Here is a 26,922-nt window from a genome sequence, read left to right as displayed (position 1 = left end):
CGTCAAGTGCTATTCCTGTTTCGTCAGCCGGTGATCTTGGCTTCGGTCGACGCGCCGAGGTTCTTGATGACGCCACCGACGACCTGGTACACGTTGATCGCGGCGGTCTCGGGCTCACCGTTCGCCTTGAACTTGATCTGCTTCGAGGCGCCCTTGAAGTCCACGGTCTTCAGGAACTCGTTGATCTTCTCGCCGGTGGTGTTGCCCGCCTTGACCGCGTTGATGAGGGCGGTCGCGGCGTCGTAGCCCTCGGTCGCGTAGATCGCCGGAGCGACGTTGAACTTCGCCTTGTACTTGGTGGCGAACTCGTTCGCGGCACCCGCGTCCGGGATGTTGCACGGGCAGCCGATGACCGCGCCTTCGGCGGCCGCGGCACCCGCGCCCGAGACCAGCTGCGGGTCGAGCGAACCGTCACCGGTGGCGAAGATGGCCTTCACGCCGCCGTCACGCAGCTGCTTGAGCAGCGGGCCGCCCTGCGCGTAGTAGCCACCGAAGGTGATGATGTCCGGGTTGGCCGCCTTGACCTTCTGCACGGTCGAGGAGTAGTCCGGCGCGTCCTTCGGGAACTTGTCGCGCTGAACCGCGACGCCCTTGTCCTTGAAGGTCTTCTCGAACGCGTCCGCGAGGCCGACGCTGTACTCCTGGTCGTCCGAGATGACGAACGCCGACTTCGGCGACTTCGCCGTGATCAGGAAGTTCGCGATGGCGGGGCCCTGGTCGTCGTCGTTGGCCACGACGCGGTGCCAGTACGACCAGTTGTTCTTCGCCAGGCCCGGGTTGGTCGCCGAGGGCGACACGCTCGGGATCTTGTTCTGCTCGAGCTGGCCGCCGATGGCCTTCGACTCGCCGGAGAAGGCCGGGCCGATCAGCGCGGTGATCTTGTCCGAGCCGATCGCCGTGGTGATCAGCGAGGTCGCCTGGTCGGGCTTGCCCTGGCTGTCGTAGGGCTTCAGCTCGATCTTGGTCTTCGGATTCGTGGCGTTGTACTCGTCGATCGCGAGCTGGGCACCGTTGCGGGGCGGGATGACGATCCCGGAGTTCTCCCCGGTCAGGTCGCCCATGAACCCGATCTTCAGCGTGCTGCCGTCACCACTGCTCGACGAGCCGCCACCGGCGCAGCCCGCCAGCGCGAGCGACGTCGCCGCTGCGAGGGCGAGAACCCGTCCAAAACGCACTCCTGACACCGACTACCTCCCATGACCAACCAGCCGCCGGTAGGCGTTGCCCCCGACACAGGGGCTAGGTTAGGGCAGGAAGATATCCCTCTCGCCCGTCTTGTGCACAGGCGGCCTCACTACTCTGTGTCCACATCGTGACGATCGCAACCGACACGAATTGCACGAAAAGCCGAACGATGTTTCCCTGTGGCCCGCTGCTGGTCACGCAGCGATGCTAAGTATCGGCGCTCGTTCTGCGAATGGGTGACAGCAGTGTTTCAGCGGTATGTCATCGCCCATTTCGGCGACCGGACCGTGGCCGGTTTCCCGGTGGCCCGCTGTTCACCCTGACGGGGCCGCGGCGGCGCGGGCACCGCCGTCGGGATGCACCTTACGTCCGGTTCGGCGGGCCGAACGGACCACCCCCTTGCTCAGGTCTGCCCGAAAGGCCATCCGGCCGGAGCCGGCTGTCACAACCAACGGTTGTCGTGGCCGCCGGAAGGGCTGTTGGACCCGCGCCCCTCGCCGGCGCTTCGCTGGAAGCAGCCGGAAGACAGGGAGAGAGAAGATGAGCGAGATGGTCGAGGGCGTGGCCGCGGGGGTGCCGTTCGTGGCGGTACCGCCGGCGGACCCGGACGGTCCGGTGGCGCTGGTGGCGGGCTGGCACCTGATGGACGTGCCGGCGACTGAGCGGGCGATGGCGGAGGCCGTCCCGATGGCGGACCTGCGGGCGTGGCGCGTGTACTTCGGGCTCCCGCTCTCCGGGGCACGGCTGCCCGAGGGCGGCCCCGAAGAGGTCTTCCGGCGGGCGAGCGAGGACGCCGTCCTGAACGTCTTCGAGCCGGTGACCGAGCAGGCGGCGGCCGAGTTCCCGGCCGCGCTGGCCGACCTGCGCGACCGGCTGCCGGGCGCGACCGGGCCGCTCGGGGTGTTCGGCGGCTCGGCCGGGGCGATCGTGGCACTGGAGGTCCTCGCCCGCGGCGACGTCGAGATCACCGCCGCGGCGGTGGCCAGCCCGGTCGTCCAGCTCGCACCGATGATCACCGCCAACGAGCGGCGCTTCGGGGTGACCTACGCGTGGACCGAGCGGTCCCGGGCGGTCGCGGCCCGCTACGACTACGTGAACCGGTCCGCCGAGCTGACCGCGCCGCTGCTGCTGGTCACCGGCGCGGACGACGACGTCGCCGTGCGCGAACCCGCGGCGGCGCTGCACGCGAAGCTGGGGACCGAGCTGGTGACGGTCGACGGGATGGCGCACGAGTTCCCACCGGGGACGCCGGCCGCGGCGCGGGTCGACGCGGCGTTCAGCGAGTGGTTCGCGCGGCGGCTGCGAGGCTGACGTCGCCGGCGGGCAGCCAGGCGTGCTCGGGGTCGTAGGCGCACCAGTCCTCTTCGCGGCTGGTGCGCCCGGCGACGGCCAGCAGCCGCCGCAGCGCCGGGTGCGCCTTGCCGCGCCGCCAGACCAGCGACCACGGGAACAACGGAGACGGCTCGAACGGCAGCACCTTCAGGTTGAGGTCCGGTGCCAGCTCCATGTCGGCCCCGGCCAGGGTGACGCGCCGCTTGCCGTACCGCGTCTGCTCGAGCGTGTGCCGCAGGTCGTAGCTGACGCCGGAGTCGTCGATCGGCACGGCGAACTCGTCGCACAGCTCCTTCAGGTAGGACAGCCACTCGGCGGGGCCGCCGAGCCCGGGCAGCCAGATCCCGTCGGCGCGCAGCTCGTCGAGGCGCAGCACGTCCAGCACGGCCAGCGGGTGCTCCGGCGCGAGCAGCGCGACCAGCGGCTCGAGCCGGACCGGCCGGTGTTCCAGCTCGTCCGGCAGCGGCCGCCCGCAGCCGGACACCCGGCCGAAGGCGGCGTCGAGTTCCCCGGACAGCAGCGGGTCGATCGCGTTCGCGAACCCGCGGCCGGCGACCCGGTCGATGCGCAGCCCCGGTTCGTGCGCGGCCAGCCGGCGGAGCAGGAACATGGGGGAGAGCCGGTGGTCGACGAGGTCGAGGCGCAACGGCCGGTCCTCGGCGCCCATCGCGGCCACGGCGGCGTCGGCCACCCGCACCAGCTCGCGCGCGTGCGGGAGGAACCGTTCGCCATCGGCGGTCAGTTCGACCGAGCGGGGCGTGCGCAGGAACAACGGTGTCGCGAGGGCGTCTTCGAGCTTCCGGATCCGCTTCGACAACGCCTGCTGGGTGAGGAACAACGACTGGGCGGCCCGCCCGAAGTGCCGCTGCTCCGCGGTCACCACGAACGCCCGGACCTGGGCGACGTCGAGGTCCACGGGGGTTCAGGCGCCCGGCGGGCGGTCCCGGACCACGCAGGTGAGCCGGGCGGTGCAGGTGCGGCGGCCCTCGTCGTCGGTCAGCACGATCTCCGTGGTGATCGTGCCGCGGCCGACGTGCAGGGGCGTCGCCACGCCGGTGACGGTGCCCGACCGGACGGCCCGGTGGTGCGTGCAGGACAGCTCCAGCCCCATCGCCGCGCGGTCCGGCCCGGCGTTCAGCGCGGCGACCGTCGAACCCAGCGCCTCGGCCAGCACGGCGTTGGCGCCGCCGTGCAGCAGGCCGTACGGCTGGAGGTTGCCTTCGACCGGGATCGTGCCGACCACGCGTTCGGCCGTCGCCTCCAGCAGCTTCATGCCGACCTTGTCGTTCAGCTGCTGGTCCGCGGCGGCCGGGTCGATACCGGCGTAGCTGTCGACCGCGACGTCTGCGGCGCGTTCGGTCACGCAAAGCTCCTCTTCCTATGCGACACGTAAGAGTGTCGGACCCTCAGCCTAGACTCGGCCGCGTGAGCCCGAGTGAGAAGACGACCGTTGCCAACGCCACAGGAACCACCGCCACCGCCGAGCGGCCGAAGCTGCTGCTGATCGACGGTCATTCCATGGCCTACCGCGCGTTCTTCGCCCTGCCCGCGGAGAACTTCAAGACGAAGACCGGTCAGGTCACGAACGCGGTCTTCGGCTTCACCTCGATGCTCATCAACCTCCTGCGCGACGAAGCACCCACCCACCTCGCGGTGGCGTTCGACCTCTCGCGCAAGACGTTCCGCTCGGAGACCTACGCCGACTACAAGGCGAACCGCAGCACGACGCCGGACGAGTTCCGCGGCCAGGTGGACCTGGTCAAGGAGGTCCTCCAAGTGCTCGGCATCCCGTCGCTGGTCAAGGAGAACTTCGAGGCCGACGACATCATCGCCACGCTCACGACGCAGGCGACGGCCGACGGCTTCGACGTCCTCATCTGCACCGGCGACCGCGACGCGCTGCAGCTGGTCACCGAGCACGTCACCGTGCTGTACCCGAAGCGCGGCGTTTCGGAGATGACCCGGTTCACCCCGGACGCCGTCGAGGAGAAGTACGGGCTCACCCCGCGGCAGTACCCGGACTTCGCCGCGCTGCGCGGCGACCCCTCGGACAACCTGCCGAGCATCCCGGGCGTCGGCGAGAAGACCGCGGCCAAGTGGATCAAGCAGTTCGGCTCGCTCGACGACCTCATCGACCGGGTCGACGAGGTCAAGGGCAAGGTCGGGGACGCGCTGCGGGCACACCTGTCCGCGGTCCAGCTCAACCGCCAGCTGACCGAGCTGATCCGGGACGTCGAGCTGGAGCTCGCGCCGTCCGGGCTGGAGCTGCGCCCGTGGGACCGCGAGGCGGTGCACGCGCTGTTCGACGAGCTGGAGTTCCGCGTGCTGCGCGACAGGCTGTTCGCGACGCTGCAGAGTGCCGAGCCGGAGGCCGACGAGGGCTTCGAGGTATCGGGTTCCGCGCTCGCGCCGGGCGCGCTGGGCGCGTGGCTGACCGCGCACGCGAGCGCCGGCGAGCCGGTGGCCCTGTCCTTCCGCGCCGTGGGCACGTCGGTCCGGTCCGATCTGCGTGCGATCGCCTTCGCGACGGCCGACGGCGAAGGCGCGTATGTCGACGTCACGGCGATGGACCAAGCCGACGACGCGGCGCTGGCCGCCTGGCTGGCCGACCCGGCCATCCGCAAGACCGGCCACGACCTGAAGGTCCCGCTGCACGCGATCCGCGCCCGCGGCTGGGCCGTCGCCGGGCTCGCCATGGACACCGCGCTGGCCGCGTACCTCGTGCGGCCCGGACAGCGCACCTTCGAGCTGGACGACCTCGCGCTGCGCTACCTGCACCGCGAGCTGCGCTCGGAGACCGACGGCGGCGACGGGCAGCTGTCGCTGCTCGACGGCGGCGCGGAAGGCTTGGAGCAAAAGGAGATCCAGGACGAGCTGGTCAAGGCCCGCGCGATCTTCGAGCTGGCCGGCGCGCTCGACAAGGAGCTCGAGCAGATCGGCGGCGCGAAGCTGCTCGCCGAGCTGGAGCTGCCGCTGCTGGAGGTGATCACCGAGCTGGAGATCGCCGGTGTCGCCGTCGACCTCGAACAGCTGACCACGCTCGAAGCGCACTACCTTTCGCGCGTCACCCAGGCCGCCGAAGAGGCGTACGCGGTGATCGGCAAGCAGATCAACCTCGGCTCGCCGAAGCAGCTGCAGGTCGTGCTGTTCGACGAGCTCGGCATGCCGAAGACCAAGCGCACCAAGACCGGCTACACCACCGACGCCGAGGCGCTGCAGGGCCTGTTCGAGAAGACCGAGCACCCGTTCCTGCAGCACATGCTGGAGCACCGGGACGCGACGAAGCTGCGCACGACGGTCGAGGGCCTGATCAAGTCGGTCGCCGACGACGGGCGCATCCACACCACGCTGCTGCAGACGATCGCGGCCACCGGGCGGTTGTCCTCGACCGAGCCGAACCTGCAGAACATCCCGGTCCGCACCGAGGAAGGCCGCCGCATCCGCGACGCCTTCGTCGTCGGCGAGGGCTTCACCGAGCTGATGACCGCGGACTACAGCCAGATCGAAATGCGGATCATGGCGCACCTTTCGCAGGACGAAGGCCTCATCGAGGCGTTCAACAGCGGCGAGGACCTGCACACGTTCGTCGCGTCGCGGGCGTTCTCGATGCCGCCGGAGGAGATCACGCCGGAGCTGCGCTACCGCGTCAAGGCGATGTCCTACGGGCTCGCGTACGGGTTGTCGGCGTACGGGCTTTCGCAGCAGCTGCGGATTTCCACCGAAGACGCCAAGGCCCAGATGGAGGCGTACTTCGACCGCTTCGGCGGGGTGCGCGACTACCTCCACTCGGTCGTCGGCATCGCGGCGAAGAACGGGTACACCGAGACGGTCTTCGGCCGCCGCCGCTACCTGCCGGACCTCAACAGCGACAACCGCCAGCGCCGCGAGATGGCCGAGCGGATGGCGCTGAACGCCCCGATCCAGGGCAGCGCGGCCGACATCATCAAGGTCGCGATGCTCAACGTCCACCGCGCGCTGGTCGAGGCGAAGCTGAAGAGCCGGATCCTGCTGCAGGTCCACGACGAACTGGTCCTGGAAGTCGCCGAAGGCGAAAAGGAACAGCTGGAGAAACTGGTGCGCGAGGGCATGGGCTCGGCGTACGCCTTGGCGGTGCCGCTCGAGGTTTCGGTCGGCTACGGCCGGTCCTGGAACGAAGCCGCGCACTGAGACATCCGGGGCTCCGCCCCGGGCCGGGGGCTCCGCCACCCGGACCCCCTCAAGCGGGTGACTCCGCGTCACGGCCCGGATCACCGGGTCGTGACGCGGGAGCACTCGGGCGGACGTCGTCGGGCGTGCCGCGCCGCGACGATGCTGGGCGCCATGGCCAGTGACTTCCAGCGGCGCAAGATCTCCGGCGTCTTCGGCGCCATGGACACCGACGGCGACGGTTTCCTGACGGAGACCGACTTCCGGGCCCTCACCGCGAGGTGGCTCGACCTCCGCGGCACCGACGCGAGCACGCCGGCCGGGCAGAAGCTCGCCGCCGTCATGATGGGCTGGTGGGGCACCCTCGACGACGCCGCGGGCGGTGACGGCCGGGTCAGCCTCGACCAGGTGCTCCAGGTCGTCGACGAACTCCCGGCGGCGCCGGGCGCCGTCACCGGGACGGCCGAGGCGATGTTCGAGGCCGTCGACGAAAACGGCGACGGCGTCATCTCCGCCGCCGAGTACGAACGCCTCATCGCGGCCTGGAACGGCGTCGGCACGCCGTCCGGCGATGTCTTCGCGCTCCTCGACTCCGACGGCGACGGGCGCCTGTCCCGCGAGGAGTTCACCCGGCACTGGTTCGAGTTCTGGGCCGGCGACGACCCGGCCGCGCCCGGCAGCCGCGTGTTCGGCCGCTTCTGAACGCGCGTTGTGCCGAACGGAGGACTCCGTTCGGGTGAGCGATTACTGATCGGTAAGGGAGTCGCTGCCGACGCCTGGCGATCACGGCGTAGGGTCCGCCGAATGGGGTTCGAGCGTGAGCGACGACGCTGGCGGGTCCGGTTGCACGACGAACTCGGCCGGGTGTGCGGTGCGGGCACGGTACTGGACGAGTACCACGTGCTCACGAGCGCGCACGTCGTCGAGACCGCCGGTGGCCCCCGATCCGCGCTGAGCGTCGACTTCGTCGGCTTGGCCGAGGCCATGCCCGCCACGGCGACCGTCGTCGAAGGCTGCTGGGTGCCCTCCGACGGCGGCGGCCACGGCGATCTCGCCCTGCTGCGCCTGGAACGCCCCGAATCCCGCGTGTTCCGCGCCCCGCTGCACCGCATGCCCCTCGGCGAGCACCAGCTCGTCCGCGCGTTCGGGTTCCCGCCGGGTTCGGTCGGCCGCTGGACGCTCGCCCGGCTCGGCGGCCCGGAACAGACCGGCGGCGAATGGGTCCGCCTCTTCCGCACCGCCGAAGCCGAACCGCTCGGCCCCGGTTTCGGCGGCACGGCGGTGATCGACGAGGCGACCGGCCACGTCGTCGGCATGGTCGTCGGCAAGGACTCCGGCACCTGGATGGTGCCGGTCGAAACCATGCTCGGGCACCTGCCCCAGCTGAGCATCTGGACTTCCGGCAGCCCCGCCGTCGACGCGAGCTTCTCGCGGCCGGTCGGTGAGGCCGTCGACGTCTCCTTCGTGCAGCGCGTCGCCGACTGGTTCGCCAAGGCCGAGCCGGGCACGGTCTGGGTCGTCGACACCGGCGAGGCCGGCTCGCCCGTCGCCGCGGCGTTGCGGTTCGGGATCGTGCTCGCCGACCGGGAACGTTCCCTCGGCGTGCCCGGCCTGCCGCCGGCGCTCGGCGAGATGCCGCCGCCGGGCAGCGTGGACCTCGCGGTCGACGCGACCGGCCGCACCGCGGACGCCGTCCGCCACCGCATCGCCGACCGGCTCACCACCGGCGTCGCGGGCCGGACCCTGGTCGTCGACGGGATCGACGACTCGGCGGAGCCCGAACGGCTCGTCGGCGAGGTGCTCGCCCCGCTCGCCGGCCGCGCGGCCGAGCTGGGTCTCCGCCTGCTGCTCGGCTTCCGGGAGGAGTCCTCGCCGGGGGTGGCGGCGGTGCGGGCGAGCACGGGCCAGGCCCGCCCGGCCCCGGACGACCTCGCCGGTCGCCTGGAGGTGCTCACCCAGGCGGTGGCGGAGCTGGCGGAGATCGAGGCCTACCAGCTACGCGTGGCGACGCGCTTCACGGGCGTCGCGATGTTGCCGGCCCGCGCGCAGCGACTGCGCGGCGCGCTCAAGCAGCTGCGGTCGGCGGAGGTGGACGGCGACGCGGAGTGGGTCGAGCGCCACATCGACGGCCACGAGCACGCGGTGGCCCCGGCCGTGGAGGACGGCCGCCGCCAGCGCGCGGTCCTCGACGGGCTGGTCGCCCGCCGCGAGGAGCTGCGCACCCGCCTGGCGGGTGATCTGGAGCTGGCCCGCGAGCACGGGCTGGTCGGTGACCCGGAGATCGAGCAGGCGTACACCCCGGCGAAGAGGCTGCTGATCGACGGCCCCTGCGAGCTGACGGCCGCGGCCACCGCGGTCGACACCTACGCGGCGGCGGTGCGGGCCCGCATCGAGGACCGCGGCTGAGCAGCCCTCCGGGGCTCGCGGCCCCGGATGGCCGGTGGGCGTACTCAGCGGGTCGGGTGGCGGACCGCGGGCCGGGGATCAGACGGTCAGGACCACCTTGCCCCGAAGGTGACCGCGCTCCATCAGCCGGTGGGCGTCGGCGATGCGCTCGAACGGGAACGTCTCCTGCACGTGGACCCGCAGCCTGCCCTCCTCGACCAGGTCCACGAGGCGGCGCAGGGCAACCGGATCGGGGTCGACCCCCACGCCGCTGAAGCGCCGGCCGGCCGCCTCGACCTTCGCGATCAGCTCCGTGTCCTCGTCGGCGACCGCCGTCACCAGGTGCCCTCCGGGGCGGAGCACGTCGAGCGAGCGCCAGGCCGTGTCGCCGCCGAGCGTGTCGAGCACCAGATCGATGTCGCCGACCACCTCGGTGAAGTCCGCCGCCGTGTAGTCGACGACCTCGTCGGCGCCGAGCCCCTCGACGAATTCCCGCTTGCTCCCGCCGGCGGTGGTGATCACGTGCGCGCCGAGCGCCTTCGCGATCTGGATCGCGACGTGGCCGACCCCGCCGCCACCGCCGTGGATCAGCACGCGGTCGCCCTCGGTCACGCCGCCGAGGTCGACCAGACCCTGCCACGCCGTCAGCCCGACGATCGGCAACGCCGCCGCCTCGACGTGGGAAAGCGACGCGGGTTTGCGGGCCAAGTGCAGTGCCGGTGCGGCCACGAACTCGGCGTACGCGCCGGCCGCCCGCGGGAACAGTGGCATCCCGAACACCTCGTCGCCGGGCCGGAACCGCCACGTCTGCGCCGCCTCGACCACGCCGCTGATGTCCCAGCCGAGGACGAACGGCGGCGGGCCGAGCAGCGGGAACTCGCCGGCGCGCAGGCGCGGTTCCAGGGGGTTCAGCCCGATCGCCTCGACGCGGACGAGGACTTCGCCCGGCAAGGGCCGGGGCTCGGGCGCGTCCACGATGGTGAGGACCTCGGGACCGCCGAACGTGTGCTGGGTGATGGCTCGCATGCCTCAACGATGATCGTCGCGGCGACGGCGTACCACCGGTGTCCCGCCGGGAAATTCCGGAAACCCGCCGTCGTATCGTGGGGTCATGATCGAGTCACCGGCCGGCTGCCCGCCCTTGGCCCACGGCGAGGAGGTGCCCCCGCACTCCCACGACTTCGGCCAGCTCAGGTACGCCGCCTCCGGGGCGCTGGTCACCACGACCCGGGCCGGCACCTGGGTGGCGCCGGCGAACCGCATCACCTGGGTGCCCCCATTCCACGTGCACAGCAGCCGCGCGCACGGCGCGACCGTCGTCCGGCTGCTCGAGGTGCCGGCGGCGGCGGCCCGGCGGCTGCCGGCGCAGCCCTCGGTGTTCACCGCCGGTGCGCTGCTGCGCGAGGCCTACCTGGCGGCGACCGGCGACCACGACCCGGCCGGCAGCCCCCGGGCCCGGCTGCTGCTCGAGGTCGTCCTCACGGAGCTCGACCGCGCCCCGCGGGAACCCCTGCGCCTCCCCGAACCGGGCGATCCCCGCCTCAAGGCCGTCACCGACCTGCTGCACGCCGATCCGGCGAGCCCGGCGACCCTGGCCGAGCTGGGGCACCGGACCGGCTCGAGCGATCGAACGCTCAGCCGGCTGTTCGGCAGCGAACTGTCGATGAGCTTCCACCAGTGGCGCACGCTGTTGCGCATCCAGCGGGCCGTGCTCGAACTCGGCGAAGGCACTTCGGTCACCGACACGGCGACGCGCCTCGGCTGGGCGAACCCGGGCAGTTTCATCGACGCCTTCACCGATCTCGTCGGCCAGACCCCCGGCCGGTACCGCGCGAAGGCGCGCGCCGCCGGCTAGCGGCGACCGAGGCCCCGGATCAGCACCATCACCGCGTCGCGCACCTCGGCCCGCGTTCGTTGCGGCCCAAATACCTGCCAGTCCAGCGCGACCACCAGCATCGTCCCGAACAACCCGGCCGCCGCCGTCGGGATTTCGACGCCCTCCGGCAACCGGCCCGCCGCCTCCAGCCGCGACAGCTGCTGCTTCACGATCGAGATGATCTCCTCGCGCAGCAACGACAGCGTCCCGTGCCACTGGCCCGGCGTCCGCCACAGCTCGCTCACCAGGATCTGCGAAAACCCGGGGTACTGCGCGATGAACTCCAGCGTCGTGTCGACCTGCGCCTCGATCACGTCCAGCGGATCCGCGTCCGAAACCGCCGCGCGCAGCCGAAGAGCGAGCATGTCCACGCCGTACCGCAGCAACGCGTCGACCAGGCCGTCCTTCGACCCGAAGTTGTAGTACACCGTGCCCTTCGCGACGCCCGCCGCCGCCGCGATGTCGTCGACCGTCAGGCCCACCAGGCCCCGGCTCTTCGCGAGCTCCAACGTCGCCTCGAAGAGCTTCTGCTTCGTCGCGCCGCTCACAGGCTCAGCTCGGGCTTGAGCGCGGACACCGTCCAAACGCGACGCTTGCGGGCGGCCAAAGTGGACACCAGGATCCCGCCCACCAGGTACGCCAGCAGCACGCCGACGTCGCCGAGCAGCTGCGTCGTCGTGGCCCCGCTGTAGAACAGGTGGCGGAAGCCGTCGATCGCGTACCCCATCGGCAGCACCACGTGCAGCGGGTACAGCGCGTCCGGGATCGTCTGCCACGGGAACGTGCCGCCCGCGCTCACCAGCTGCAGCACCAGCAGCACGAGGCCGAGGAACTTGCCGACCGCGCCGAAGAAGGCGTTGAGCGCGTGCACCACCGAGGTGAACGTCAGCGACACCAGCACGGCGAACCCGATCGCCGCCACCGGGTGCGCGATGTGGATGCCGACCAGCCACGTCACCGCGCCGAACAGGACGACCACCTGCGCGATGCCGAGCAGCGCCGAGGACAGCCAGCCGCCGACCGCGACCCGGAACGGGGCCGCGCCCGCGGTCAGCGCGCGCGTCGAGAGCGGGCGCAGGATCAGGAACAGCACGAACGCGCCGATCCAGGTGGCCAGCGAGATGAAGAACGGGGCCAGTCCCGCGCCGTACGTCCCCGCCGACGCCTCGCCGTTGGCGTTCACCGCCACCGGGTCCGCGATCGTGTTGGCCGTCGCGTTGCGGGTCGGGTCGTCCGGGTTCGGGATCTGCTGGAGCCCGGCCGCGAGCCCGTCACGCAGCTTCACCGCGCCGTCCGCGAGCTGGTTCGTGCCGGTCACGGCCGTCTTCTCGCCGTCGCTGAGCTGGGACGCGCCGTCGCGCAGCTGGTTCGCGCCGTCGGACGCCTGGGCGATGCCGCTCGCCAGCTGCGGGGACGCCGCCGCGAGCTTGGCCGCGCCGTCGGACACCTGGCGGGCGCCGTCGGCCAGCTTCGCCAGGTCGCCGTTGGCCTGCTGGATCTTGCCGTTCGCCTGGTCGACCGGGGAGCGCAGCTGGTCGGCCTTGGCCAGGATCGCCTGCACCTGGGCGTCCGGCACACCCGCCTCGCGCAGGTCCGTCTGCAGCTGGGTGCGGTAGGAATCGAGCTTGCCCTGGATGTCCGACGACGCCGTCGCGGCGACCGAAGCCGCGTCGGCGACCTTCTGGTCGCCGGTGGCCACCTGCGAAGCGCCGTTGGCGAGCTGCTGCGTCTGCGACGGCAGGGACGCGGTGGCGCTCTTGAGCGTGCCCAGGCCGGTCGCCAGCGTCGACGAGCCGTCCGCGAGCTTCGCCGCGCCGTCGGCCAGCTGCTGCTGGCCCGACTTGAGCTGCGTGGCGCCGTCGGCGAGCTGCGACGCGCCGGTCGAGGCCTCCTGGATCTTGGCGTAGATCGTGGAGAAGCCGACCAGGAACCGGTCCGCCGCCTCGCTGCCGACCTTCTCCGCGATCGTCTTGCGGACCTGCTCGGCGACCTGCTTCGCGATCGTGCCGGACAGGTAGTTGTTGGCGTCGTTGGTGGTCAGCGTGATCGTCGCCTGCTGCGGCTGGAACGTGCCGACGCCCAGCAGGGCGGCCGAGAAGCCGCTCGGGATGCCGATGGCGAACGAGTACTTGTCGTCGCGGACGCCGTCGCGGGCCTCCTGCTCGGACACCTCGTGCCACTGGAACGTGCCGGACTTGACCAGCTCGTCGGTCACCTCGCGGCCGACGTTGCGCTGCTGGCCGCCGGCGTCCTTCGCGCCGGCGTCGCTGGTGAAGACGGCGGCGGGCAGCTTGTCGAGCCGGCCGTACGGGTCGTAGTTCGCGTAGAGGTAGAAGGACGCGTAGAGCAGCGGCACCAGCACCAGCGCGACCAGCGCGAGCTTCGGCAGGGTGCCGGTGGAGAGGCGGCGCAGCTCGTTGCGCGCGATCCGGAAGGCGTTCATTCGGGGACTCCGTCAGTGCTCTCGGTGAGCTCTTCGGTGGGTTCGGGGGCGGCGGGAGGAGCACTCTCGGGGGGAGCACTCTCGGGGGGAGCGCAGTGCTGCGGCGCGGGCTGCTCGGCCGCGCCGAGGAGCGCGGGGGTGACGGGCAGCGCGGACAACGGCGTGGTGGCGGTCAGGACGACCACAGCCAGGCCGCGTTCGGCCAGTTCGCGGGCCAGCCCGGCCCAGCTGCCGACGTCGCTGGTGTGCCGGTCGGGGGTGTCGAGCACGAGCACGCGCACGCCCTTGCGCTCGGCGGCCAGCTCGGTGAGCAGCCGCGTGCGCAGCGCCGGGGTGAGGTTCTCGAAGCGCGTGCCGCCGAACGGCGCGGCGTCGTGGTCGGCGAGCCAGCGGGCGACGTCCTCCTTGCCCGCCGGGCGGTGGGCCAGCGCCAGCTCTTCGCCGGCGACCACGCGCAGGGGCAGCGCGTCGTCGGGTTCGCTGACGCCCGGGGCGTCGACGACGGCGACGAGCTCGGTAAGCGGGGCATCGACGCCCTCGGCGTGCACCGTGCCGGTGGTCGGCTTGAGCCGGCCGGCCAGCGCGAGGCCGAACGCCGTGACGCCGACGCCGGGTTCGCCGTGCACGATCGCCAGGTCGCCCTCGCCGAACGTGAGGGAGGTGGGCGGCAACAAGGTGCCGTGGTGCCCTTCGAGGGACACCCGATCGGCTCGGACCTGCACGGTTTCTCCCGCTTCGCGAACTTTTGAACTGACCGGTCAGTTCAAAAACTAGTCCGCGCGAGAGGTGGCGGCAAGATCACCGGACGCACGTCACACTTGTGGGTGGCTCACCGGCAGGGCCGCGCGTCACCGGAGCGCCGCCGCCGGGCGCACCTCCCACGTCGTCCACAGTGGACGATAACCCTGCCGGTGCCAGAACACCGAGGACAGCGGGTTGGTCGGGTTGTAGTAGAGGTACGTGCGGGTCGCGCCACCGCGGTGCAGCTCCCGGTGCACGTGGGCCATCAGGGCCCGGCCGAACCCGCCGCCGCGCTCGCCCGGGGCGGTCACGACGTTGTTCACATACCCCCAGCGTCCCGGCGGGAGGAGCTCGCCCGCTTCGGTGCCCGGGACCGCATCGAGCCACGCGCAGTGCGCGAACGCGCGCAGCTCGCCGTCCGCCTCGGCCAGCCAGGCGGCCGGCTCCGCCGCGGCGAGGACGTCCCGCAGGGCCGGCGCCAGCAGCTCGGCCGTGTTGTCCCGGCGCGGCGAGGCGACGAGCCCGGTGTAGTCGAACGTCGCCGTCGCCAGCTCCAGTGCCGCGTCGAAGTCGCCGGGTCCGGCGCGCCGGACCGAAAATCCCGCGGCGGCCTCCGGCGGGGGAGCGGTGCGCACGCCGACCGCGGAGAGCGGCACGAGACCGTGGTCGAGGAAGGCGCGGATCGCCTCGGCGTCCCGGCTGGGCCAGACGACCACGCACGCCGAGTCGTCGCCGGTGTCCTCCGCCTCGAGCCGGCCCTTCAGCGCGCGCAGCAGGAGGTCGGCGCCTTCGGTGCCGGTGTCGCCGAAGTACGGGAAGAGCTGCCAGGTGTCGGCGGCCGACCACAGCATCGGGACGTCTCCGCGCGCGAACCGCCGGCGCTGCAGCACCCCGGTGACCTGCGTGCCGTCCGCCGTCGCCGCGTCCAGGCGCTCGCCGTCGGCCGGTGGCGCGGCGGGCGGCAGCAGCGCGTCGACGGCGGCGAAGCGCGCCCGGTGCGCCGCGAGCAGCGGCTCGGCGATGTCCATGGTGCCCCCTCGGATCGTGCGGTCAGGACCAGGCGGGACGCCGGAGCCACATGGTCCACAGTGGACGATAACCCTGCCGGTGCCAGAACACCGGCGAAAGCGGGTTCGGCGGGTGGTAGAACAGGAACGTCCCGCGCACGTCGTGCCCCAGCAGCTCCCGGTGCGCCACCGCCATCAGCGCCCGGCCGACCCCGCCGCCGCGGGCGGCGGGACCCACCGAAAGCGTGTCGACGTAGCCCCAGCGGCCCGGGAGCAGCCGGCCGTGGACGGAGTTGCCCGGCGTGGCCGAAGCCAGCGCGCAGGAGGCCATGCCGGCCGGCACGCCGCCGTCCTCCTCCGCGAGCCAGACCAGCCCGCTGAAGCGCAGGGCCCGCGCGGCTTCCGCGCGCAGCAGTTCCGGCGCGCCCGGGCGCGGCACCGCGGTGCCGACCAGCGAGGTGTAGCGCCACTCGGCCAGCCGCAGCTCGGTCAGCGCGTCGAGGTCGCCCTCCCCGGCCCGGCGGACGGTCACCGGTGCCGTCCCGGGCTCGGCGGGCGCGTCCGGGGCCCGCACGGCCAGGCACGTCATCGGCGCGAACCCGTGCGCCAGGAGCACCGCGGACGCCTCGGCGTCGCGGCTCGGCCAGGTCAGCGTGCAGGCCGAATCCGGGCCGGCCGGCGTCCCGCGCAGCCGGTCGCGCCACGCGCCGAGCAGCGCGGCGAGGCCCGCGGCGCCGCTGTCGCCCGGCACCGCGGTCAGGTCCCGGATGTCCGACGGCCCCCAGAGCGTGGGCCAGGAGCCCGGCGCGTGCACGACGTTCGTCAGCAGCCCGCCGGCCTTGCGCCCGCCGACCGTCACCATCAGCGGCTCGCTCGACGGCGACGGCGGGGCCGCGATCGGCGGGAGCAGCGGGTCGAGCGCGGCGAACCGCGCGTTCTGCTGGGCTTCGAGGGTGCTCACGAGCGGTGCGTGCGGAAGATCGCGGTGCCCGGGAAGAGCTTGCCGCGCAGCGGGCTCCACTGGCCCCACACCCGCGTGTGCCCGGCGGGCCACTCGGGCTCCACCAGGTCGGTGAGGGTGAACCCGGCCCCGGCCAGCGCGCGCACGTAGTCGCCGAGGGTGTGGTGGTACTCGACGTAGGTGGCGGTGCCCTCGTCGTCGACCTCGACGTACGGCGTGCGGTCGAAGTACGGCTGGGTGACGGTGAGCCCCTGCGGGCCGGGGTCGTCGGGGAAGATCCACCGCATCGGGTGCGTCACCGAGAACACCCACGGGGCACCCGGCCGCAGCACCCGGTGCACCTCGGCGAAGACCGCGTCCACCGACGCCACGAACGGGATCGCGCCGAAGGCCGAACAGGCCGCGTCGAAGCTGCCGGACGCCAGCGGCAGGTGCTCGGCGTTGGCCTGCACGAGCGGGACGGCCAGGCCGGTGCGCGCGTTGCCGTCGCGGGCGTGGCGCAGCATGCCGGCCGACAGGTCGGTCGCCACGGCGTCGGCGCCCTCCGCGGCCAGCCAGCGCGCGCAGGCGGCCTGCCCGCAGCCCACTTCCAGCACGCGCTTGCCCCGGACGTCGCCGAGCAGCCTCGCCTCGGCTTCCCGGACGCCCTCCGGGCACCAGACGAAGTCGGCGTCGCCGAGGAACCCGCCGTGCTCGGCCTGGTAGTCGTCGGCGTCGGCGTCCCACCAGGCGAGGTTGGCCGCGGCAGCTTCGGCCCCGCCGACCTGGCGGTAGGCGACCTCCGTGGTGCCCAGCCGGTGCTCGGCGGCGTCGTGGCGCCCCGCCGCGGGCGCCTGCTCCGGTGGCATGATGGTGTCTCCGGTCCCCGGTGGCCTGCTCGCGCCACCGGCGTCCTCGTGCGTGCGGTTTGCTTCCGCGAGGACCTTAGCGAGCCAGGGGGACCCTGATTGTGCCGCCTAGCGGCTGCCGCGTAGGATAAGTGTTAGCGCAGTGGGTTCGCGCTGCCTTCCGCTCAGCTTCTGGTTGGGACTCGGGTCGCGCACCGTATGCGGGGTCATGCCGCGGTCGTTCACTGGTGGACGTTTGCTCGCAGGGTCGACGCATGCACCCATTCGCGCCGACAACTGCCAACCCTCGATTCCATCCACCGGAGCAACCCGCCTAATGACCACCGACACCGCCACCGCCCCGACCGCCCCCACCGGGGCCCCGCAGGTCGCCATCAACGACATCGGGTCGGAGGAAGATTTCCTCGCGGCTATCGACAAGACGATCAAGTACTTCAACGATGGCGACATCGTCGAAGGCACGATCGTCAAGGTCGACCGCGACGAGGTCCTGCTCGACATCGGCTACAAGACCGAGGGTGTCATCCCCTCGCGTGAGCTCTCCATCAAGCACGATGTCGACCCGGCTGAGGTTGTCACCGTCGGCGATGAGGTCGAAGCCCTGGTTCTCCAGAAGGAGGACAAGGAAGGCCGTCTGATCCTGTCCAAGAAGCGCGCGCAGTACGAGCGCGCCTGGGGCACGATCGAGGAGCTCAAGGAGAAGGACGAGCCCGTCAAGGGCACCGTCATCGAGGTCGTCAAGGGCGGCCTCATCCTGGACATCGGCCTGCGCGGCTTCCTCCCCGCGTCCCTGGTCGAGATGCGCCGCGTGCGCGACCTGCAGCCGTACGTCGGCCGCGAGCTCGAGGCGAAGATCATCGAGCTGGACAAGAACCGCAACAACGTGGTCCTGTCCCGCCGCGCCTACCTCGAGCAGACCCAGTCCGAGGTGCGCAGCGAGTTCCTCAACGCGCTCGCCAAGGGCCAGGTCCGCAAGGGCGTCGTGTCGTCCATCGTCAACTTCGGTGCCTTCGTGGACCTGGGTGGCGTCGACGGCCTGGTGCACGTCTCCGAGCTGTCCTGGAAGCACATCGACCACCCGTCCGAGGTCGTCGAGGTCGGCCAGGAGGTCACGGTCGAGGTCCTGGACGTCGACATGGACCGCGAGCGCGTCTCGCTGTCGCTGAAGGCGACCCAGGAAGACCCGTGGCGCCAGTTCGCCCGCACCCACGCGATCGGCCAGATCGTGCCGGGCAAGGTCACCAAGCTGGTTCCGTTCGGTGCGTTCGTGCGCGTCGAAGAGGGCATCGAGGGTCTGGTCCACATCTCGGAGCTGGCCGAGCGCCACGTCGAGATCCCGGAGCAGGTCGTCCAGGTCAACGGCGACGTCATGGTCAAGGTCATCGACATCGACCTGGAGCGCCGCCGCATCTCGCTGTCGCTGAAGCAGGCGAACGAGGGTGTCACGCCGGACACCGAGTTCGACCCGACCCAGTACGGCATGGCCGCCGAGTACGACGCCGAGGGCAACTACATCTACCCCGAAGGCTTCGACCCGGACACCCAGGAGTGGCAGGAAGGCTTCGACAAGCAGCGTGAGGAGTGGGAGCGCCAGTACGCCGAGGCGCACACTCGTTACGAGGCCCACATGAAGCAGGTCGTGAAGGCCGTCGAGCAGGACGCGGAAGCGGCTGCCGACGCGGCGACCGGCATCGAGGGTGGCGCGGAAAGCTACACCTCGGGCTCGGCCCCGGCCGACACGAAGAGCAGCGGTGGCACCCTCGCCTCCGACGAGCAGCTCGCGGCGCTCCGCGAGAAGCTCTCCGGCGGTGCGTGAGCACTAGCTCTCCGAGCTGAACGACAGAGCCCCCGGTCCTTCGCGGACCGGGGGCTCTGTCGTGGTCCGGGTCAGCGGTTGCGCAGGCCGAGGCCGGTCATCATGGCGGTGACGCCGTTGCGGTACATCTGTTCGTTCGCCTCTTCGGTCGGCGGGATGAACCAGTCCGGCAGCGGCCGCCGCGAGGCCATCAGCAGTTCCGCGCCGACCAGGCCGTGGATGGCCGTCCACAGCTGGTAGGCCACCGAGCGGGCGTCCACGCCCGGCGGGCAGACCCGCTGGACCCGGCCGATGAACAGGGTGAACGTCGTCCGCAGCACCGCCGACCGCAGCGCCGGATCCGGGTCGAACCCGGGCACCGGGCGCTCGAACATCAACGCGTAGCGGGTCGGGCTCTCGCGGGCGAAGTTCCGGTACTGCAGCGCCAGGTGCAGCAGGTCCGCGACGCCGTCCTGGCTCGACGGCGGCAGTCCTTCCAGCAGCTCCCGCAGCGAGTCGAAAGTGCGCTCGTACAGGGCGTCGAGCAGGCCGGCGCGGCCGCCGAAGCGGGCGTAGACCGAGAGCGTCGACGCGCCGGCCGCCTCGGCCACGCCGCGGACGGTCAGGCCGGGGACCCCGCGGTCCACGAGCACGGACAGTGCCGCGTCGAGGTAGCGCTCGCGGCCGCCCTGGTCGGCCGGGCGCATCGGCAAGTGCCTGGTAGCCACGGCGCACCCCCTTCGCGGCAGCCGGGCGCAGGCGGCGTCCGGGTGACCCATCCGCTGCAGAAGATACGATATCCGCCGCGTCTTGGGAATGCGCCGGATGTCCGGATCGGCGGCGTCCCGCCCCGTGGGCGCCACCCGAGAGGACTGCAGGCGGATGGACCACCCCGAGCCCGGCACCGTCGTCGTCACCGCCAGTGGCGACGGCACCTACACACAGCAGGTCGCCACGGCCACCCACACGCTGCTCGTCGACGAACCGGTCGCCGTCGGCGGCGCCGACGCGGGCCCGAACCCGTACGAGCTGCTGCTCGCGTCGCTGGGTTCGTGCACGGCGATCACGCTGCGGATGTACGCCGACCGCAAGGGCATCCCGCTGACCCGGGCGACCGTCCGGCTGCGGCACGACCGCATCCACGCCGAAGACTGCGCGCGGTGCGAAACCGAGCGCGGCTTGCTCAGCCGGATCACCCGCGAGATCGAACTCGAAGGCGACCTCGACGACGATCAGCGCGCCAGGCTCATGCTGATCGCCGACAAGTGCCCGGTGCACCGCACGCTGTCGTCGGAGATCGCGGTCGAGACACGCGAAACCGGCCGCTAACCGCTTTTCGGGGGGCGAAGCTCCCGGCTTGTCCCAGCTCAGGCGGCGCGCACGGTCACCGCGACCGAGCGGGCCGGGCTGACGGACGGCACCCAGATGCGCTCGAGCGCCGCGGCGCGGGCCTTGCGGCGGAGGCCGGCGAAGCTGTGCTTGGCCGGGACCAGCAGCGTGCTCAGCCAGGTTCGCCGGTAGTCCGCCAGTGCCTCGGCCACCGGGCGATGAACCACGCAGTGCACCAGCTCCGGCGTGCCGAGCCGGTGCCTCCCGACGTGCTTGCTGTGCGCCATCGTTCCTCCGCGTGGGCGACGCTGTCGCGCGCACCGTACGCACTGGCGCGGTTCGAGGTGGGTAAGCAACACGGCGTGTCCGGATATCGGTTGAGTCACGCGTCACGATCGGCTTGCGGATCGTCAGTTTTTCAGGCATGGCGCCGAGGTGGTGAACGGCACCCACGCGTACTGCACGACGTACAGCCGCTGCCCCGGGGCGGGCTGGTACGCCACTTGCGCCCGGCGGACGCCGGACAGGCACGGCCCCGGCGGCGCGGCCGCGCTCGCCGCCGGTGCGGGCGCCGCTGCCGCGGCCTCCGGCACGGCCACGGCGAGCCAGCCCGCGCAGAGCACGGCCGCGGCCTGCCTGCTGATCTTCGTCATCCTCACGAGTCCCCCTCGATGACGCACCCTCGCCGGTGATGTCGACCGAACCAGCTGAGTGTTACGACATTTTCCCACTTGTCACACAGATGGCGCAGATCCGACCGGACGTGTCCAGGGAGGGTGCGACTGCCGCGTGACTAGGGTGATCGGCATGTTGCGTGTGGGGTTGACGGGTGGGATCGGGGCCGGGAAGTCGACCGTGGCGAACCGGCTCGCCGAACACGGCGCGGTGCTGGTCGACTCCGACCGGATCGCCCGTGAGGTGGTCGAACCCGGTACCGAAGGGCTCGCCCGGCTGGTCGCGGAGTTCGGTCCGGAGATCCTGGCCGCGGACGGCTCGCTCGACCGGCCCGTGCTGGCGGCGAAGGCCTTCGCCGACGACGAGTCGCGTCGCCGGCTGAACGCGATCGTGCATCCCCTGGTCGGCGTCCGGACCGGGGAGCTGATGGCGGCCGCGAAGCCGGACGCGATCGTCGTCCACGACATCCCGCTGCTGGTCGAGAACGGCCTCGCGGCGGCCTACCACCTGGTCGTGGTCGTCGACGCGCCGGTCGAGGTGCGGGTGCGGCGGCTGGTGTCGGCCCGCGGGATGGCCGAGGAGGACGCCCGGGCGCGGATCCGGGCGCAGGCGAGCACCGAGCAGCGCCGGGCCGTCGCGGACGTCTGGCTGGACAACGGCGGCGCCGAAGACGCCGTGCTCGCCGAGGTCGACGCGCTGTGGGCGGACCGGCTGGTGCCGTTCGAGGCCAACGTGCGGCTGCGCCGGCCGCGGCCGCCGATGTCGCCGAAGATCGCCGAATACGACCTCGGCTGGCCGGCTCAGGCCGAGCGGGTCCTGGCCCGCGTCCGCGCCGCGGCGGGGGAGCTGGCCCGCCGCGCGGACCACATCGGGTCGACGGCCGTGCCCGGCCTGCCCGCCAAGGACGTCCTCGACCTGCAGCTGACGGTGTCCACTTTGGATGACGCCGACACGCTGGGCGGGCTGCTGGCCGACGCCGGGTTCCCGCGGCTGGAGGGCGACTGGGGCGACGACGCCCAGGACGGAACCGGGACGTGGCCCAAGCGCCTGCACGTGGGCGCCGACCCGCGGCGCCCGGTGAACCTGCACGTCCGGTCGGTGGAGACGCCCGCGTGGCGGCTCGCGCTGCTCTTCCGCGACTTCCTGCGGGCGAACCCGGAAGAGCGCGACGACTACCGCGACGTGAAACTGCGGCTCGCCGAGGCGCACGCCGCCGACGGCACGGTCGAGGCTTACGCCGACGAGAAGCAGGAGTGGGTCAACGGCGCGTTCGCCCGCGCGGAGAAGTGGGCGGCCGCCACCGGCTGGGCGCCTTAGGTCCGCGTGTCCTTGAGCTGCGGCCAGATCTCGGCCCAGCTCACAGCACGCCGAACATCCCGGCGGTGTAGTAGTACCGCCCGTTCGCGACGAGGAAGGCCAGGCCGTAGAGGACGCCGAGCGCCGGCCTGGCCGGGGGCCGTGGCCACGGCGTCCATCGTGCTTCTGTTTCTCGTCGGCACTGGTCGCCCGCCCGGCTCCGGCGCCCCCGAGGTCAGGGGTGGCGCCGCCAGGTCAGCGCGATGTCGAGGGTGGCCAGCCAGGCGGCGAGGTCGTAGCCGTGCGCGGCCAGCCCCTCGACGGCGGTGTAGGTGGTCTTCAGCGCGAACTCGGCCTCTTCGGCGGTGACCAGGCCCGCTTCGAGGGCCTCGAGGAGCTCGTCGGTGTCGATCACCCGGAGGGAGAGCTTGTCCTTCAGCACGATGTCGACGTAGAGGTCGGTGGCGACCCAGCGCGGGCCGTCCCGGTGGACGCGGACGACGTCCAGGTAGAAGTCCTGATCGCGTTCGTGGCCGGGCGAGAACCAGAAGTCGGTGAAGCGGAGGCCGAGCCCGGGCACCAGCCACGACTCGAGGTAGTGGAACTGGGCGCGGCCCGGGGTCGGCCGGGCGAGGTACAGGCCGAACGGCTCCACGCGGAACTCCTCGACCTCCCGCAGGATGCCCTTCGGGTCGATGTTCGCGCGCGCGGCGGGGTCGAAGACCTCGACCTTCGGGGGGTGCAGTGCGGCCATGTGGGTCATCCTGCCGGGCCGGTCACGAAACGCGAACTGCCACCCCGGGCATCACGCGTTCGGGCTAAAGTGCGCCGAGCGTCCGGGAAAGAGGGGGAACTGGGGATGTTCGGGATCATCAGGCCGTGCCGGCACCGGCTGGCCGAAGGCCTGCACGCGGATTGGCTGGCCCACCTGTGCGGTCTGTGCCTCACGCTGCGCGACGAACACGGCCAGTTCGCCCGCGTGGTCACCAACTACGACGGGCTGATCATCTCGGTGCTGGTCGAGGCGCAGACGCCGCGCGCGGACGGCCGGCGCGAAGCGGGCCCGTGCCCGCTGCGCGGCATGCGGACGGCCTCGGTGGCCCGCGGCGAGGGCGCCCGGCTGGCGGCGGCGGTGTCCCTGGTCCTGGCGGCGGCCAAGGTCGGCGACCACGTCGAGGACGGCGACGGAGCGTTTGGAAGGCGCCCGGTGGCGGCGGCCGCGCGCCGGGTCGCGGCCCGCTGGACCGCGCAGGGGCGCCGTACGGGCGGCCAGGTGGGGTTCGACACGACGGTGCTGACGGAGGCGGTCGAGGGCCAGGGCTCGCTGGAGTCGTCGGTCCGGCTCGGTGACTCGCCGCTGCTGGCGACGGAACCGGCCGAGCGGGCAACGGCGGCGGCGTTCGCCCGAACGGCGGAGCTGGCGGGCAAGCCGGGCAACGCCGCCGCGCTGGCCGAGGCGGGCCGGTTGTTCGGCCGGGTGGCGCACTTGCTGGACGCGGTGGAGGACTACGCGGCCGACGCGGCGGCGGGGGCGTGGAACCCGTTGCTGGCCACGGGAACGGGCCCGGAGGAGGCCAGGCGGCTCTGCGATGACGCGGTGCTGGGGGTGGAGCTGGCATTGCGCGAGGCGGAGTTCGCCGAGCCGGCCCTGGTGCACGCGCTGCTGGTCCACGAGCTGCGCCAAGCTGTGCGGCGGGCCTTCGGCCACGGCTTGTCCCACGCCCACGCCCACGGCTCGGCCCCTGACCACGCCGGCGGCTTTGCCACTGGCCACGGCTGGTCCCACGGCCACGGCTCGGGGGAGGGCGCGCCTTCCGGCCACGGATCGGCCCCTGGTCGCGGCTCGGCTCCCGGCTCCTGGCCGGGCGAACCGGTGGGGCAACAGCCGCCGCCCGGGTGGATCGGGCCGGGGCCGACGCCGCCGCAACACCCGCACCAGGCGCCGCCGGGCTGGATCGGGCCCGGGCCGTCGCCGCAGCAGCATCCGCACCAGGCGCCGCCCGGCTGGGGTGGTTCCCCGCGGCCGCACGGTTTCCCGCCGCCAGGTCCGGTCCCGCCGCCGGGCGCTCCCGGTCCGAACGGCCCCGGCGGCCGCGGCCCGGGTGGTCCCGGCGGCCCCGGTGGACCCGGTGGCCCAGGCGGACCTGGTGGACCGGGCGGCCCAGGTGGTCCCGGCGGCCCCAAGGACCCCGGAAACCCTGGAGACCCCGGAGACTCCGGCAAATCCGAGCCTTACGACGGCAAGGGCGGCGGCCTCTGGTACCCGAAGTTCGCCGTCCCGCCCAAGAAGCGCAACCTCTTCCTCGGCTGCGCCCTCACCCCCTACATGTGCTGCACCTGCCAGTTCTGCTGCCGCGATCCCTATCCCGGCCCGTGGAGCGGGAAACCGGTGAGCACGTGCGACGGGTGCGACTGCGGCTGTGACGGTTGTTGCGAATGTTGCGGCTGTTGCGACTGCAGCTGCTGAGAGACACCCTCCGCACCGGCGGCGATGTCACGTCGGTCACGGTGTTCCGAGTGCGCTGACCAGGCCCGACGGAAATTGTCGGTGGGTCGGCCTACTCTGGTCCCCGTGGCTTTCGCAACCGAACACCCCGTGCTCGCCCAGTCCGACTTCCGGCCCGTCTCGGAGATCCCGCGGACCGGCGGCCGGTTCGAGGTGGTCAGTGACTACCAGCCCGCCGGTGACCAGCCGGCGGCCATCGACGAGCTCGAACGCCGGATCAAGGCGGGCGAGAAGGACGTCGTGCTCCTCGGCGCCACCGGCACCGGCAAGTCGGCGACGACGGCGTGGCTGATCGAGCGCGTCCAGCGGCCGACGCTGGTGATGGCGCCCAACAAGACCCTGGCCGCGCAGCTGGCGAACGAGCTGCGCGAGCTGTTCCCGAACAACGCGGTCGAGTACTTCGTCAGCTACTACGACTACTACCAGCCCGAGGCGTACATCGCGCAGACGGACACCTACATCGAGAAGGACTCGTCGATCAACGACGACGTCGAGCGGCTGCGCCACTCGGCGACGATGAACCTGCTGTCGCGCCGGGACGTCATCGTGGTCGCCAGTGTCTCCTGCATCTACGGCCTGGGCACGCCGCAGTCGTACCTGGACCGGTCCTCGAAGCTCGCGGTCGGCATGCAGCTCGACCGGGACGTCTTCCTGCGGGCGCTGGTCGACGTCCAGTACACGCGCAACGACATCGCCTTCGCGCGCGGCACGTTCCGCGCGCGCGGTGACACCGTCGAGATCATCCCGGCCTACGAGGAGCTCGCGATCCGCGTCGAGTTCTTCGGCGACGAGGTCGAGAAGCTGTACTACCTGCACCCGCTGACCGGCGACATCGTCAAGGAGGTCGACGAGGTCCGCATCTTCCCGGCGACGCACTACGTCGCCGGCCCGGAGCGGATGGAAAAGGCGATCCAGGGAATCGAAAAGGAGCTCGAGGAGCGGCTCGCCGAGCTGGAGCGGCAAGGCAAGCTCCTGGAGGCGCAGCGGCTGCGGATGCGCACGGCCTACGACATCGAGATGATGCGGCAGGTCGGGTTCTGCTCCGGCATCGAGAACTACTCGCGCCACATCGACGGCCGCGGCCCGGGCACGGCGCCGGCGACGCTGATCGACTACTTCCCGGACGACTTCCTGCTGGTGATCGACGAGTCGCACCAGACCGTCCCGCAGATCGGCGGCATGTACGAAGGCGACATGTCCCGGAAGCGGAACCTGGTCGAGTACGGCTTCCGGCTGCCGAGCGCGGTCGACAACCGGCCGCTGACCTGGGAGGAGTTCTCCGACCGGATCGGCCAGACGGTGTACCTGTCGGCGACGCCGGGGCCCTACGAGATGGGCCAGGCGGGCGGCGAGTTCGTCGAGCAGGTGATCCGGCCGACCGGCCTGGTCGACCCGAAGGTCGTCGTGAAGCCGACCGAGGGCCAGATCGACGACCTGGTGCACGAGATCCGGGAGCGGGCGGACAAGGACGAGCGGGTCCTGGTCACCACGCTGACCAAGAAGATGTCCGAGGACCTGACCGACTACCTGCTGGAGCTCGGCATCCGGGTGCGCTACCTGCACTCGGAGGTCGACACGCTGCGGCGCGTCGAGTTGCTGCGGCAGCTGCGGGCGGGCGACTTCGACGTGCTGGTCGGCATCAACCTGCTGCGCGAGGGTCTCGACCTGCCGGAGGTGTCGCTGGTGGCGATCCTCGACGCGGACAAGGAGGGCTTCCTCCGGAGCGGGACGTCGCTGATCCAGACGATCGGCCGCGCGGCGCGGAACGTGTCGGGCGAGGTCCACATGTACGCGGACAAGATCACCGACTCGATGAAGCACGCGATCGACGAGACGGACCGCCGCCGCGAGAAGCAGGTCGCCTACAACAAGGAGCGTGGCGTCGACCCCCAGCCGCTGCGGAAGAAGATCGCGGACATCCTCGACCGGGTGTACAGCGAGGCCGAGGACACCGAGCAGGTCTCGGTGGGCGGCTCGGGCCGCAACTCCTCGCGCGGCAAGAAGCCCGAGCAGGGCGACCGGGTGCGCAGCTCGGGGATGCTGGTCGACAAGAACGTTTCGGCGATGCCGCGCGCCCAGCTGGCGGATCTGATCCAGCAGATGACCGACCAGATGATGCAGGCGGCGCGAGACCTCCAGTTCGAGCTGGCGGCGCGGTTGCGCGACGAGATCTCGGACTTGAAGAAGGAGCTGAGGGGCATGGACGCGGCCGGCATCAAGTAGCGCTGCGAGGCGCTCCGGTTGCGTCGTGACCAGCTCAGGAAGCGAGAGAACGCCGTAGAGCGGCTGAAGCGGATGCGGCGGGTGCTGGAAGAGGAGATCTGGCCGTTGATACCGCAGGAGGAACTCGGGAAACCCGATCCCGAGGGATGAGTGGGAAGACTGCTGTGCACCGGC

At 71.9% G+C, this 26,922-nt stretch carries 24 protein-coding genes; 10 read left to right on the top strand and 14 right to left on the bottom strand.

Annotated features, from left to right (window positions below; genetic code table 11):
* Positions 1 to 23: 23 nt before the first annotated feature.
* Positions 24 to 1,175 (bottom strand): branched-chain amino acid ABC transporter substrate-binding protein, encoded by a 1,152-nt coding sequence (locus ACFVYA_RS17250; RefSeq protein WP_387045995.1) that lies wholly within the window; start codon positions 1,173 to 1,175, stop codon positions 24 to 26.
* A 550-nt stretch (positions 1,176 to 1,725) separates the two neighbouring features.
* Between ACFVYA_RS17250 and ACFVYA_RS17245 the strand changes: the two genes are divergently transcribed.
* On the top strand, positions 1,726 to 2,496 hold the full coding sequence (locus ACFVYA_RS17245; protein WP_387045993.1) for an alpha/beta hydrolase family protein: 771 nt from the start codon (positions 1,726 to 1,728) through the stop codon (positions 2,494 to 2,496).
* Here ACFVYA_RS17245 and ACFVYA_RS17240 read toward each other — a convergent pair.
* Positions 2,462 to 3,433, bottom strand: a complete 972-nt coding sequence (locus tag ACFVYA_RS17240) for a LysR family transcriptional regulator (RefSeq protein WP_285993375.1) — start codon at positions 3,431 to 3,433, stop codon at positions 2,462 to 2,464. The two genes, ACFVYA_RS17245 and ACFVYA_RS17240, sit on opposite strands and share 35 nt — an antisense overlap.
* Before the next feature lie 6 nt (positions 3,434 to 3,439).
* Entirely contained in the window at positions 3,440 to 3,880 is a 441-nt protein-coding gene (locus ACFVYA_RS17235) for a PaaI family thioesterase (RefSeq protein WP_285993374.1), read from the bottom strand.
* A 62-nt stretch (positions 3,881 to 3,942) separates the two neighbouring features.
* Between ACFVYA_RS17235 and polA the strand changes: the two genes are divergently transcribed.
* The 3 genes from polA to ACFVYA_RS17220 all read left to right on the top strand — a co-directional run bounded on the left by polA (position 3,943) and on the right by ACFVYA_RS17220 (position 9,069).
* Positions 3,943 to 6,684, top strand: coding sequence for a DNA polymerase I (polA, locus tag ACFVYA_RS17230; RefSeq protein WP_387045991.1), 2,742 nt, complete (start codon positions 3,943 to 3,945; stop codon positions 6,682 to 6,684).
* Positions 6,685 to 6,825: 141 nt separating this feature from the next.
* Positions 6,826 to 7,365, top strand: coding sequence for an EF-hand domain-containing protein (locus ACFVYA_RS17225; protein WP_387046039.1), 540 nt, complete (start codon positions 6,826 to 6,828; stop codon positions 7,363 to 7,365).
* 102 nt (positions 7,366 to 7,467) lie between these two features.
* Positions 7,468 to 9,069 (top strand): serine protease, encoded by a 1,602-nt coding sequence (locus ACFVYA_RS17220; protein ID WP_285993372.1) that lies wholly within the window; start codon positions 7,468 to 7,470, stop codon positions 9,067 to 9,069.
* A gap of 78 nt (positions 9,070 to 9,147) precedes the next feature.
* Here the strand turns inward: ACFVYA_RS17220 and ACFVYA_RS17215 are convergent, their stop codons facing one another.
* On the bottom strand, positions 9,148 to 10,074 hold the full coding sequence (locus tag ACFVYA_RS17215) for an NADP-dependent oxidoreductase (protein WP_285993371.1): 927 nt from the start codon (positions 10,072 to 10,074) through the stop codon (positions 9,148 to 9,150).
* 85 nt (positions 10,075 to 10,159) lie between these two features.
* Between ACFVYA_RS17215 and ACFVYA_RS17210 the strand changes: the two genes are divergently transcribed.
* Positions 10,160 to 10,903: an AraC family transcriptional regulator gene (locus ACFVYA_RS17210; protein ID WP_387045988.1), complete on the top strand. Its 744-nt coding sequence runs from the start codon at positions 10,160 to 10,162 to the stop codon at positions 10,901 to 10,903.
* Here the strand turns inward: ACFVYA_RS17210 and ACFVYA_RS17205 are convergent.
* The 6 genes from ACFVYA_RS17205 to ACFVYA_RS17180 form a co-directional block, all read right to left on the bottom strand.
* Entirely contained in the window at positions 10,900 to 11,472 is a 573-nt protein-coding gene (locus tag ACFVYA_RS17205; RefSeq protein ID WP_285993369.1) for a TetR/AcrR family transcriptional regulator, read from the bottom strand. The two genes, ACFVYA_RS17210 and ACFVYA_RS17205, sit on opposite strands and share 4 nt — an antisense overlap.
* Positions 11,469 to 13,367 (bottom strand): YhgE/Pip family protein, encoded by a 1,899-nt coding sequence (locus ACFVYA_RS17200; protein ID WP_387045986.1) that lies wholly within the window; start codon positions 13,365 to 13,367, stop codon positions 11,469 to 11,471. The genes ACFVYA_RS17205 and ACFVYA_RS17200 overlap by 4 nt, the downstream gene beginning before the upstream one ends.
* Positions 13,364 to 14,089, bottom strand: a complete 726-nt coding sequence (locus tag ACFVYA_RS17195) for an ABC transporter ATP-binding protein (RefSeq protein WP_387045984.1) — start codon at positions 14,087 to 14,089, stop codon at positions 13,364 to 13,366. The genes ACFVYA_RS17200 and ACFVYA_RS17195 overlap by 4 nt, the downstream gene beginning before the upstream one ends.
* A 126-nt stretch (positions 14,090 to 14,215) precedes the next feature.
* Positions 14,216 to 15,136: a GNAT family N-acetyltransferase gene (locus tag ACFVYA_RS17190; RefSeq protein WP_285993366.1), complete on the bottom strand. Its 921-nt coding sequence runs from the start codon at positions 15,134 to 15,136 to the stop codon at positions 14,216 to 14,218.
* Between the two features lie 22 nt (positions 15,137 to 15,158).
* Entirely contained in the window at positions 15,159 to 16,076 is a 918-nt protein-coding gene (locus ACFVYA_RS17185; protein WP_387045982.1) for a GNAT family N-acetyltransferase, read from the bottom strand.
* Complete coding sequence (locus tag ACFVYA_RS17180; protein ID WP_387045980.1) at positions 16,073 to 16,924, bottom strand: class I SAM-dependent methyltransferase; 852 nt, start codon at positions 16,922 to 16,924, stop codon at positions 16,073 to 16,075. The genes ACFVYA_RS17185 and ACFVYA_RS17180 overlap by 4 nt, the downstream gene beginning before the upstream one ends.
* A 316-nt stretch (positions 16,925 to 17,240) precedes the next feature.
* Here ACFVYA_RS17180 and rpsA point away from each other — a divergent pair, with 316 nt between their 5' ends.
* Positions 17,241 to 18,740, top strand: coding sequence for a 30S ribosomal protein S1 (gene rpsA, locus ACFVYA_RS17175; protein WP_387045978.1), 1,500 nt, complete (start codon positions 17,241 to 17,243; stop codon positions 18,738 to 18,740).
* A 71-nt stretch (positions 18,741 to 18,811) separates the two neighbouring features.
* Here rpsA and ACFVYA_RS17170 read toward each other — a convergent pair whose 3' ends face one another.
* Positions 18,812 to 19,426 (bottom strand): TetR/AcrR family transcriptional regulator, encoded by a 615-nt coding sequence (locus tag ACFVYA_RS17170; RefSeq protein WP_387046037.1) that lies wholly within the window; start codon positions 19,424 to 19,426, stop codon positions 18,812 to 18,814.
* Between the two features lie 175 nt (positions 19,427 to 19,601).
* On the opposite strand from ACFVYA_RS17170, the gene ACFVYA_RS17165 reads away from it, so the two are divergent.
* The gene (locus ACFVYA_RS17165; protein WP_387045976.1) at positions 19,602 to 20,048 is read left to right on the top strand and encodes an OsmC family protein; all 447 of its coding nucleotides are present in this window, start codon (positions 19,602 to 19,604) and stop codon (positions 20,046 to 20,048) included.
* Between the two features lie 38 nt (positions 20,049 to 20,086).
* On the opposite strand, the gene ACFVYA_RS17160 is transcribed toward ACFVYA_RS17165, so the two are convergent.
* Together ACFVYA_RS17160 and ACFVYA_RS17155 are read right to left on the bottom strand one after the other, a co-directional pair.
* Positions 20,087 to 20,335 carry a hypothetical protein gene (locus tag ACFVYA_RS17160; protein WP_387045974.1) on the bottom strand — a complete coding sequence of 83 codons (249 nt, stop codon included), beginning with the start codon at positions 20,333 to 20,335 and terminating at the stop codon, positions 20,087 to 20,089.
* Between the two features lie 123 nt (positions 20,336 to 20,458).
* Positions 20,459 to 20,701 (bottom strand): hypothetical protein, encoded by a 243-nt coding sequence (locus tag ACFVYA_RS17155; RefSeq protein ID WP_387046035.1) that lies wholly within the window; start codon positions 20,699 to 20,701, stop codon positions 20,459 to 20,461.
* A 154-nt stretch (positions 20,702 to 20,855) separates the two neighbouring features.
* Between ACFVYA_RS17155 and coaE the strand changes: the two genes are divergently transcribed.
* Positions 20,856 to 22,040 carry a dephospho-CoA kinase gene (coaE, locus tag ACFVYA_RS17150; protein WP_387045972.1) on the top strand — a complete coding sequence of 395 codons (1,185 nt, stop codon included), beginning with the start codon at positions 20,856 to 20,858 and terminating at the stop codon, positions 22,038 to 22,040.
* Between the two features lie 214 nt (positions 22,041 to 22,254).
* Here the strand turns inward: coaE and ACFVYA_RS17145 are convergent, their stop codons facing one another.
* On the bottom strand, positions 22,255 to 22,773 hold the full coding sequence (locus ACFVYA_RS17145; RefSeq protein ID WP_285993360.1) for a DUF402 domain-containing protein: 519 nt from the start codon (positions 22,771 to 22,773) through the stop codon (positions 22,255 to 22,257).
* Between the two features lie 105 nt (positions 22,774 to 22,878).
* On the opposite strand from ACFVYA_RS17145, the gene ACFVYA_RS17140 reads away from it, so the two are divergent.
* The gene (locus tag ACFVYA_RS17140) at positions 22,879 to 24,486 is read left to right on the top strand and encodes a DUF5685 family protein (protein WP_387045969.1); all 1,608 of its coding nucleotides are present in this window, start codon (positions 22,879 to 22,881) and stop codon (positions 24,484 to 24,486) included.
* 105 nt (positions 24,487 to 24,591) lie between these two features.
* A complete protein-coding gene (gene uvrB, locus ACFVYA_RS17135; RefSeq protein ID WP_285993358.1) occupies positions 24,592 to 26,748 on the top strand; it encodes an excinuclease ABC subunit UvrB in 2,157 nt (718 codons plus the stop codon).
* Positions 26,749 to 26,922 lie beyond the last annotated feature (174 nt).

It is taken from the genome of Amycolatopsis sp. NPDC058278 (genome assembly GCF_042881395.1).
In the GTDB taxonomy this organism is placed as follows: domain Bacteria; phylum Actinomycetota; class Actinomycetes; order Mycobacteriales; family Pseudonocardiaceae; genus Amycolatopsis.
The sequence above is the reverse complement of the archived record's forward strand: the minus strand, read 5'-3'. Positions and strand labels throughout refer to the sequence as shown.

Excerpts from the sequence above, each read along its gene's own strand:
- ACFVYA_RS17245 (WP_387045993.1), top strand. The coding sequence starts at position 1,726 with ATGAGCGAGATGGTCGAGGGCGTGGCCGCGGGGGTGCCGTTCGTGGCG.
- ACFVYA_RS17225 (WP_387046039.1), top strand. The coding sequence starts at position 6,826 with ATGCTGGGCGCCATGGCCAGTGACTTCCAGCGGCGCAAGATCTCCGGC.
- ACFVYA_RS17220 (WP_285993372.1), top strand. The coding sequence starts at position 7,468 with ATGGGGTTCGAGCGTGAGCGACGACGCTGGCGGGTCCGGTTGCACGAC.
- ACFVYA_RS17215 (WP_285993371.1), bottom strand. The coding sequence starts at position 10,074 with ATGCGAGCCATCACCCAGCACACGTTCGGCGGTCCCGAGGTCCTCACC.
- ACFVYA_RS17210 (WP_387045988.1), top strand. The coding sequence starts at position 10,160 with ATGATCGAGTCACCGGCCGGCTGCCCGCCCTTGGCCCACGGCGAGGAG.
- ACFVYA_RS17200 (WP_387045986.1), bottom strand. The coding sequence starts at position 13,367 with ATGAACGCCTTCCGGATCGCGCGCAACGAGCTGCGCCGCCTCTCCACC.
- ACFVYA_RS17190 (WP_285993366.1), bottom strand. The coding sequence starts at position 15,136 with ATGGACATCGCCGAGCCGCTGCTCGCGGCGCACCGGGCGCGCTTCGCC.
- ACFVYA_RS17180 (WP_387045980.1), bottom strand. The coding sequence starts at position 16,924 with ATGCCACCGGAGCAGGCGCCCGCGGCGGGGCGCCACGACGCCGCCGAG.
- rpsA (WP_387045978.1), top strand. The coding sequence starts at position 17,241 with ATGACCACCGACACCGCCACCGCCCCGACCGCCCCCACCGGGGCCCCG.
- ACFVYA_RS17170 (WP_387046037.1), bottom strand. The coding sequence starts at position 19,426 with ATGCGCCCGGCCGACCAGGGCGGCCGCGAGCGCTACCTCGACGCGGCA.
- ACFVYA_RS17165 (WP_387045976.1), top strand. The coding sequence starts at position 19,602 with ATGGACCACCCCGAGCCCGGCACCGTCGTCGTCACCGCCAGTGGCGAC.
- ACFVYA_RS17160 (WP_387045974.1), bottom strand. The coding sequence starts at position 20,335 with ATGGCGCACAGCAAGCACGTCGGGAGGCACCGGCTCGGCACGCCGGAG.
- ACFVYA_RS17155 (WP_387046035.1), bottom strand. The coding sequence starts at position 20,701 with ATGACGAAGATCAGCAGGCAGGCCGCGGCCGTGCTCTGCGCGGGCTGG.
- coaE (WP_387045972.1), top strand. The coding sequence starts at position 20,856 with ATGTTGCGTGTGGGGTTGACGGGTGGGATCGGGGCCGGGAAGTCGACC.
- ACFVYA_RS17145 (WP_285993360.1), bottom strand. The coding sequence starts at position 22,773 with ATGGCCGCACTGCACCCCCCGAAGGTCGAGGTCTTCGACCCCGCCGCG.
- ACFVYA_RS17140 (WP_387045969.1), top strand. The coding sequence starts at position 22,879 with ATGTTCGGGATCATCAGGCCGTGCCGGCACCGGCTGGCCGAAGGCCTG.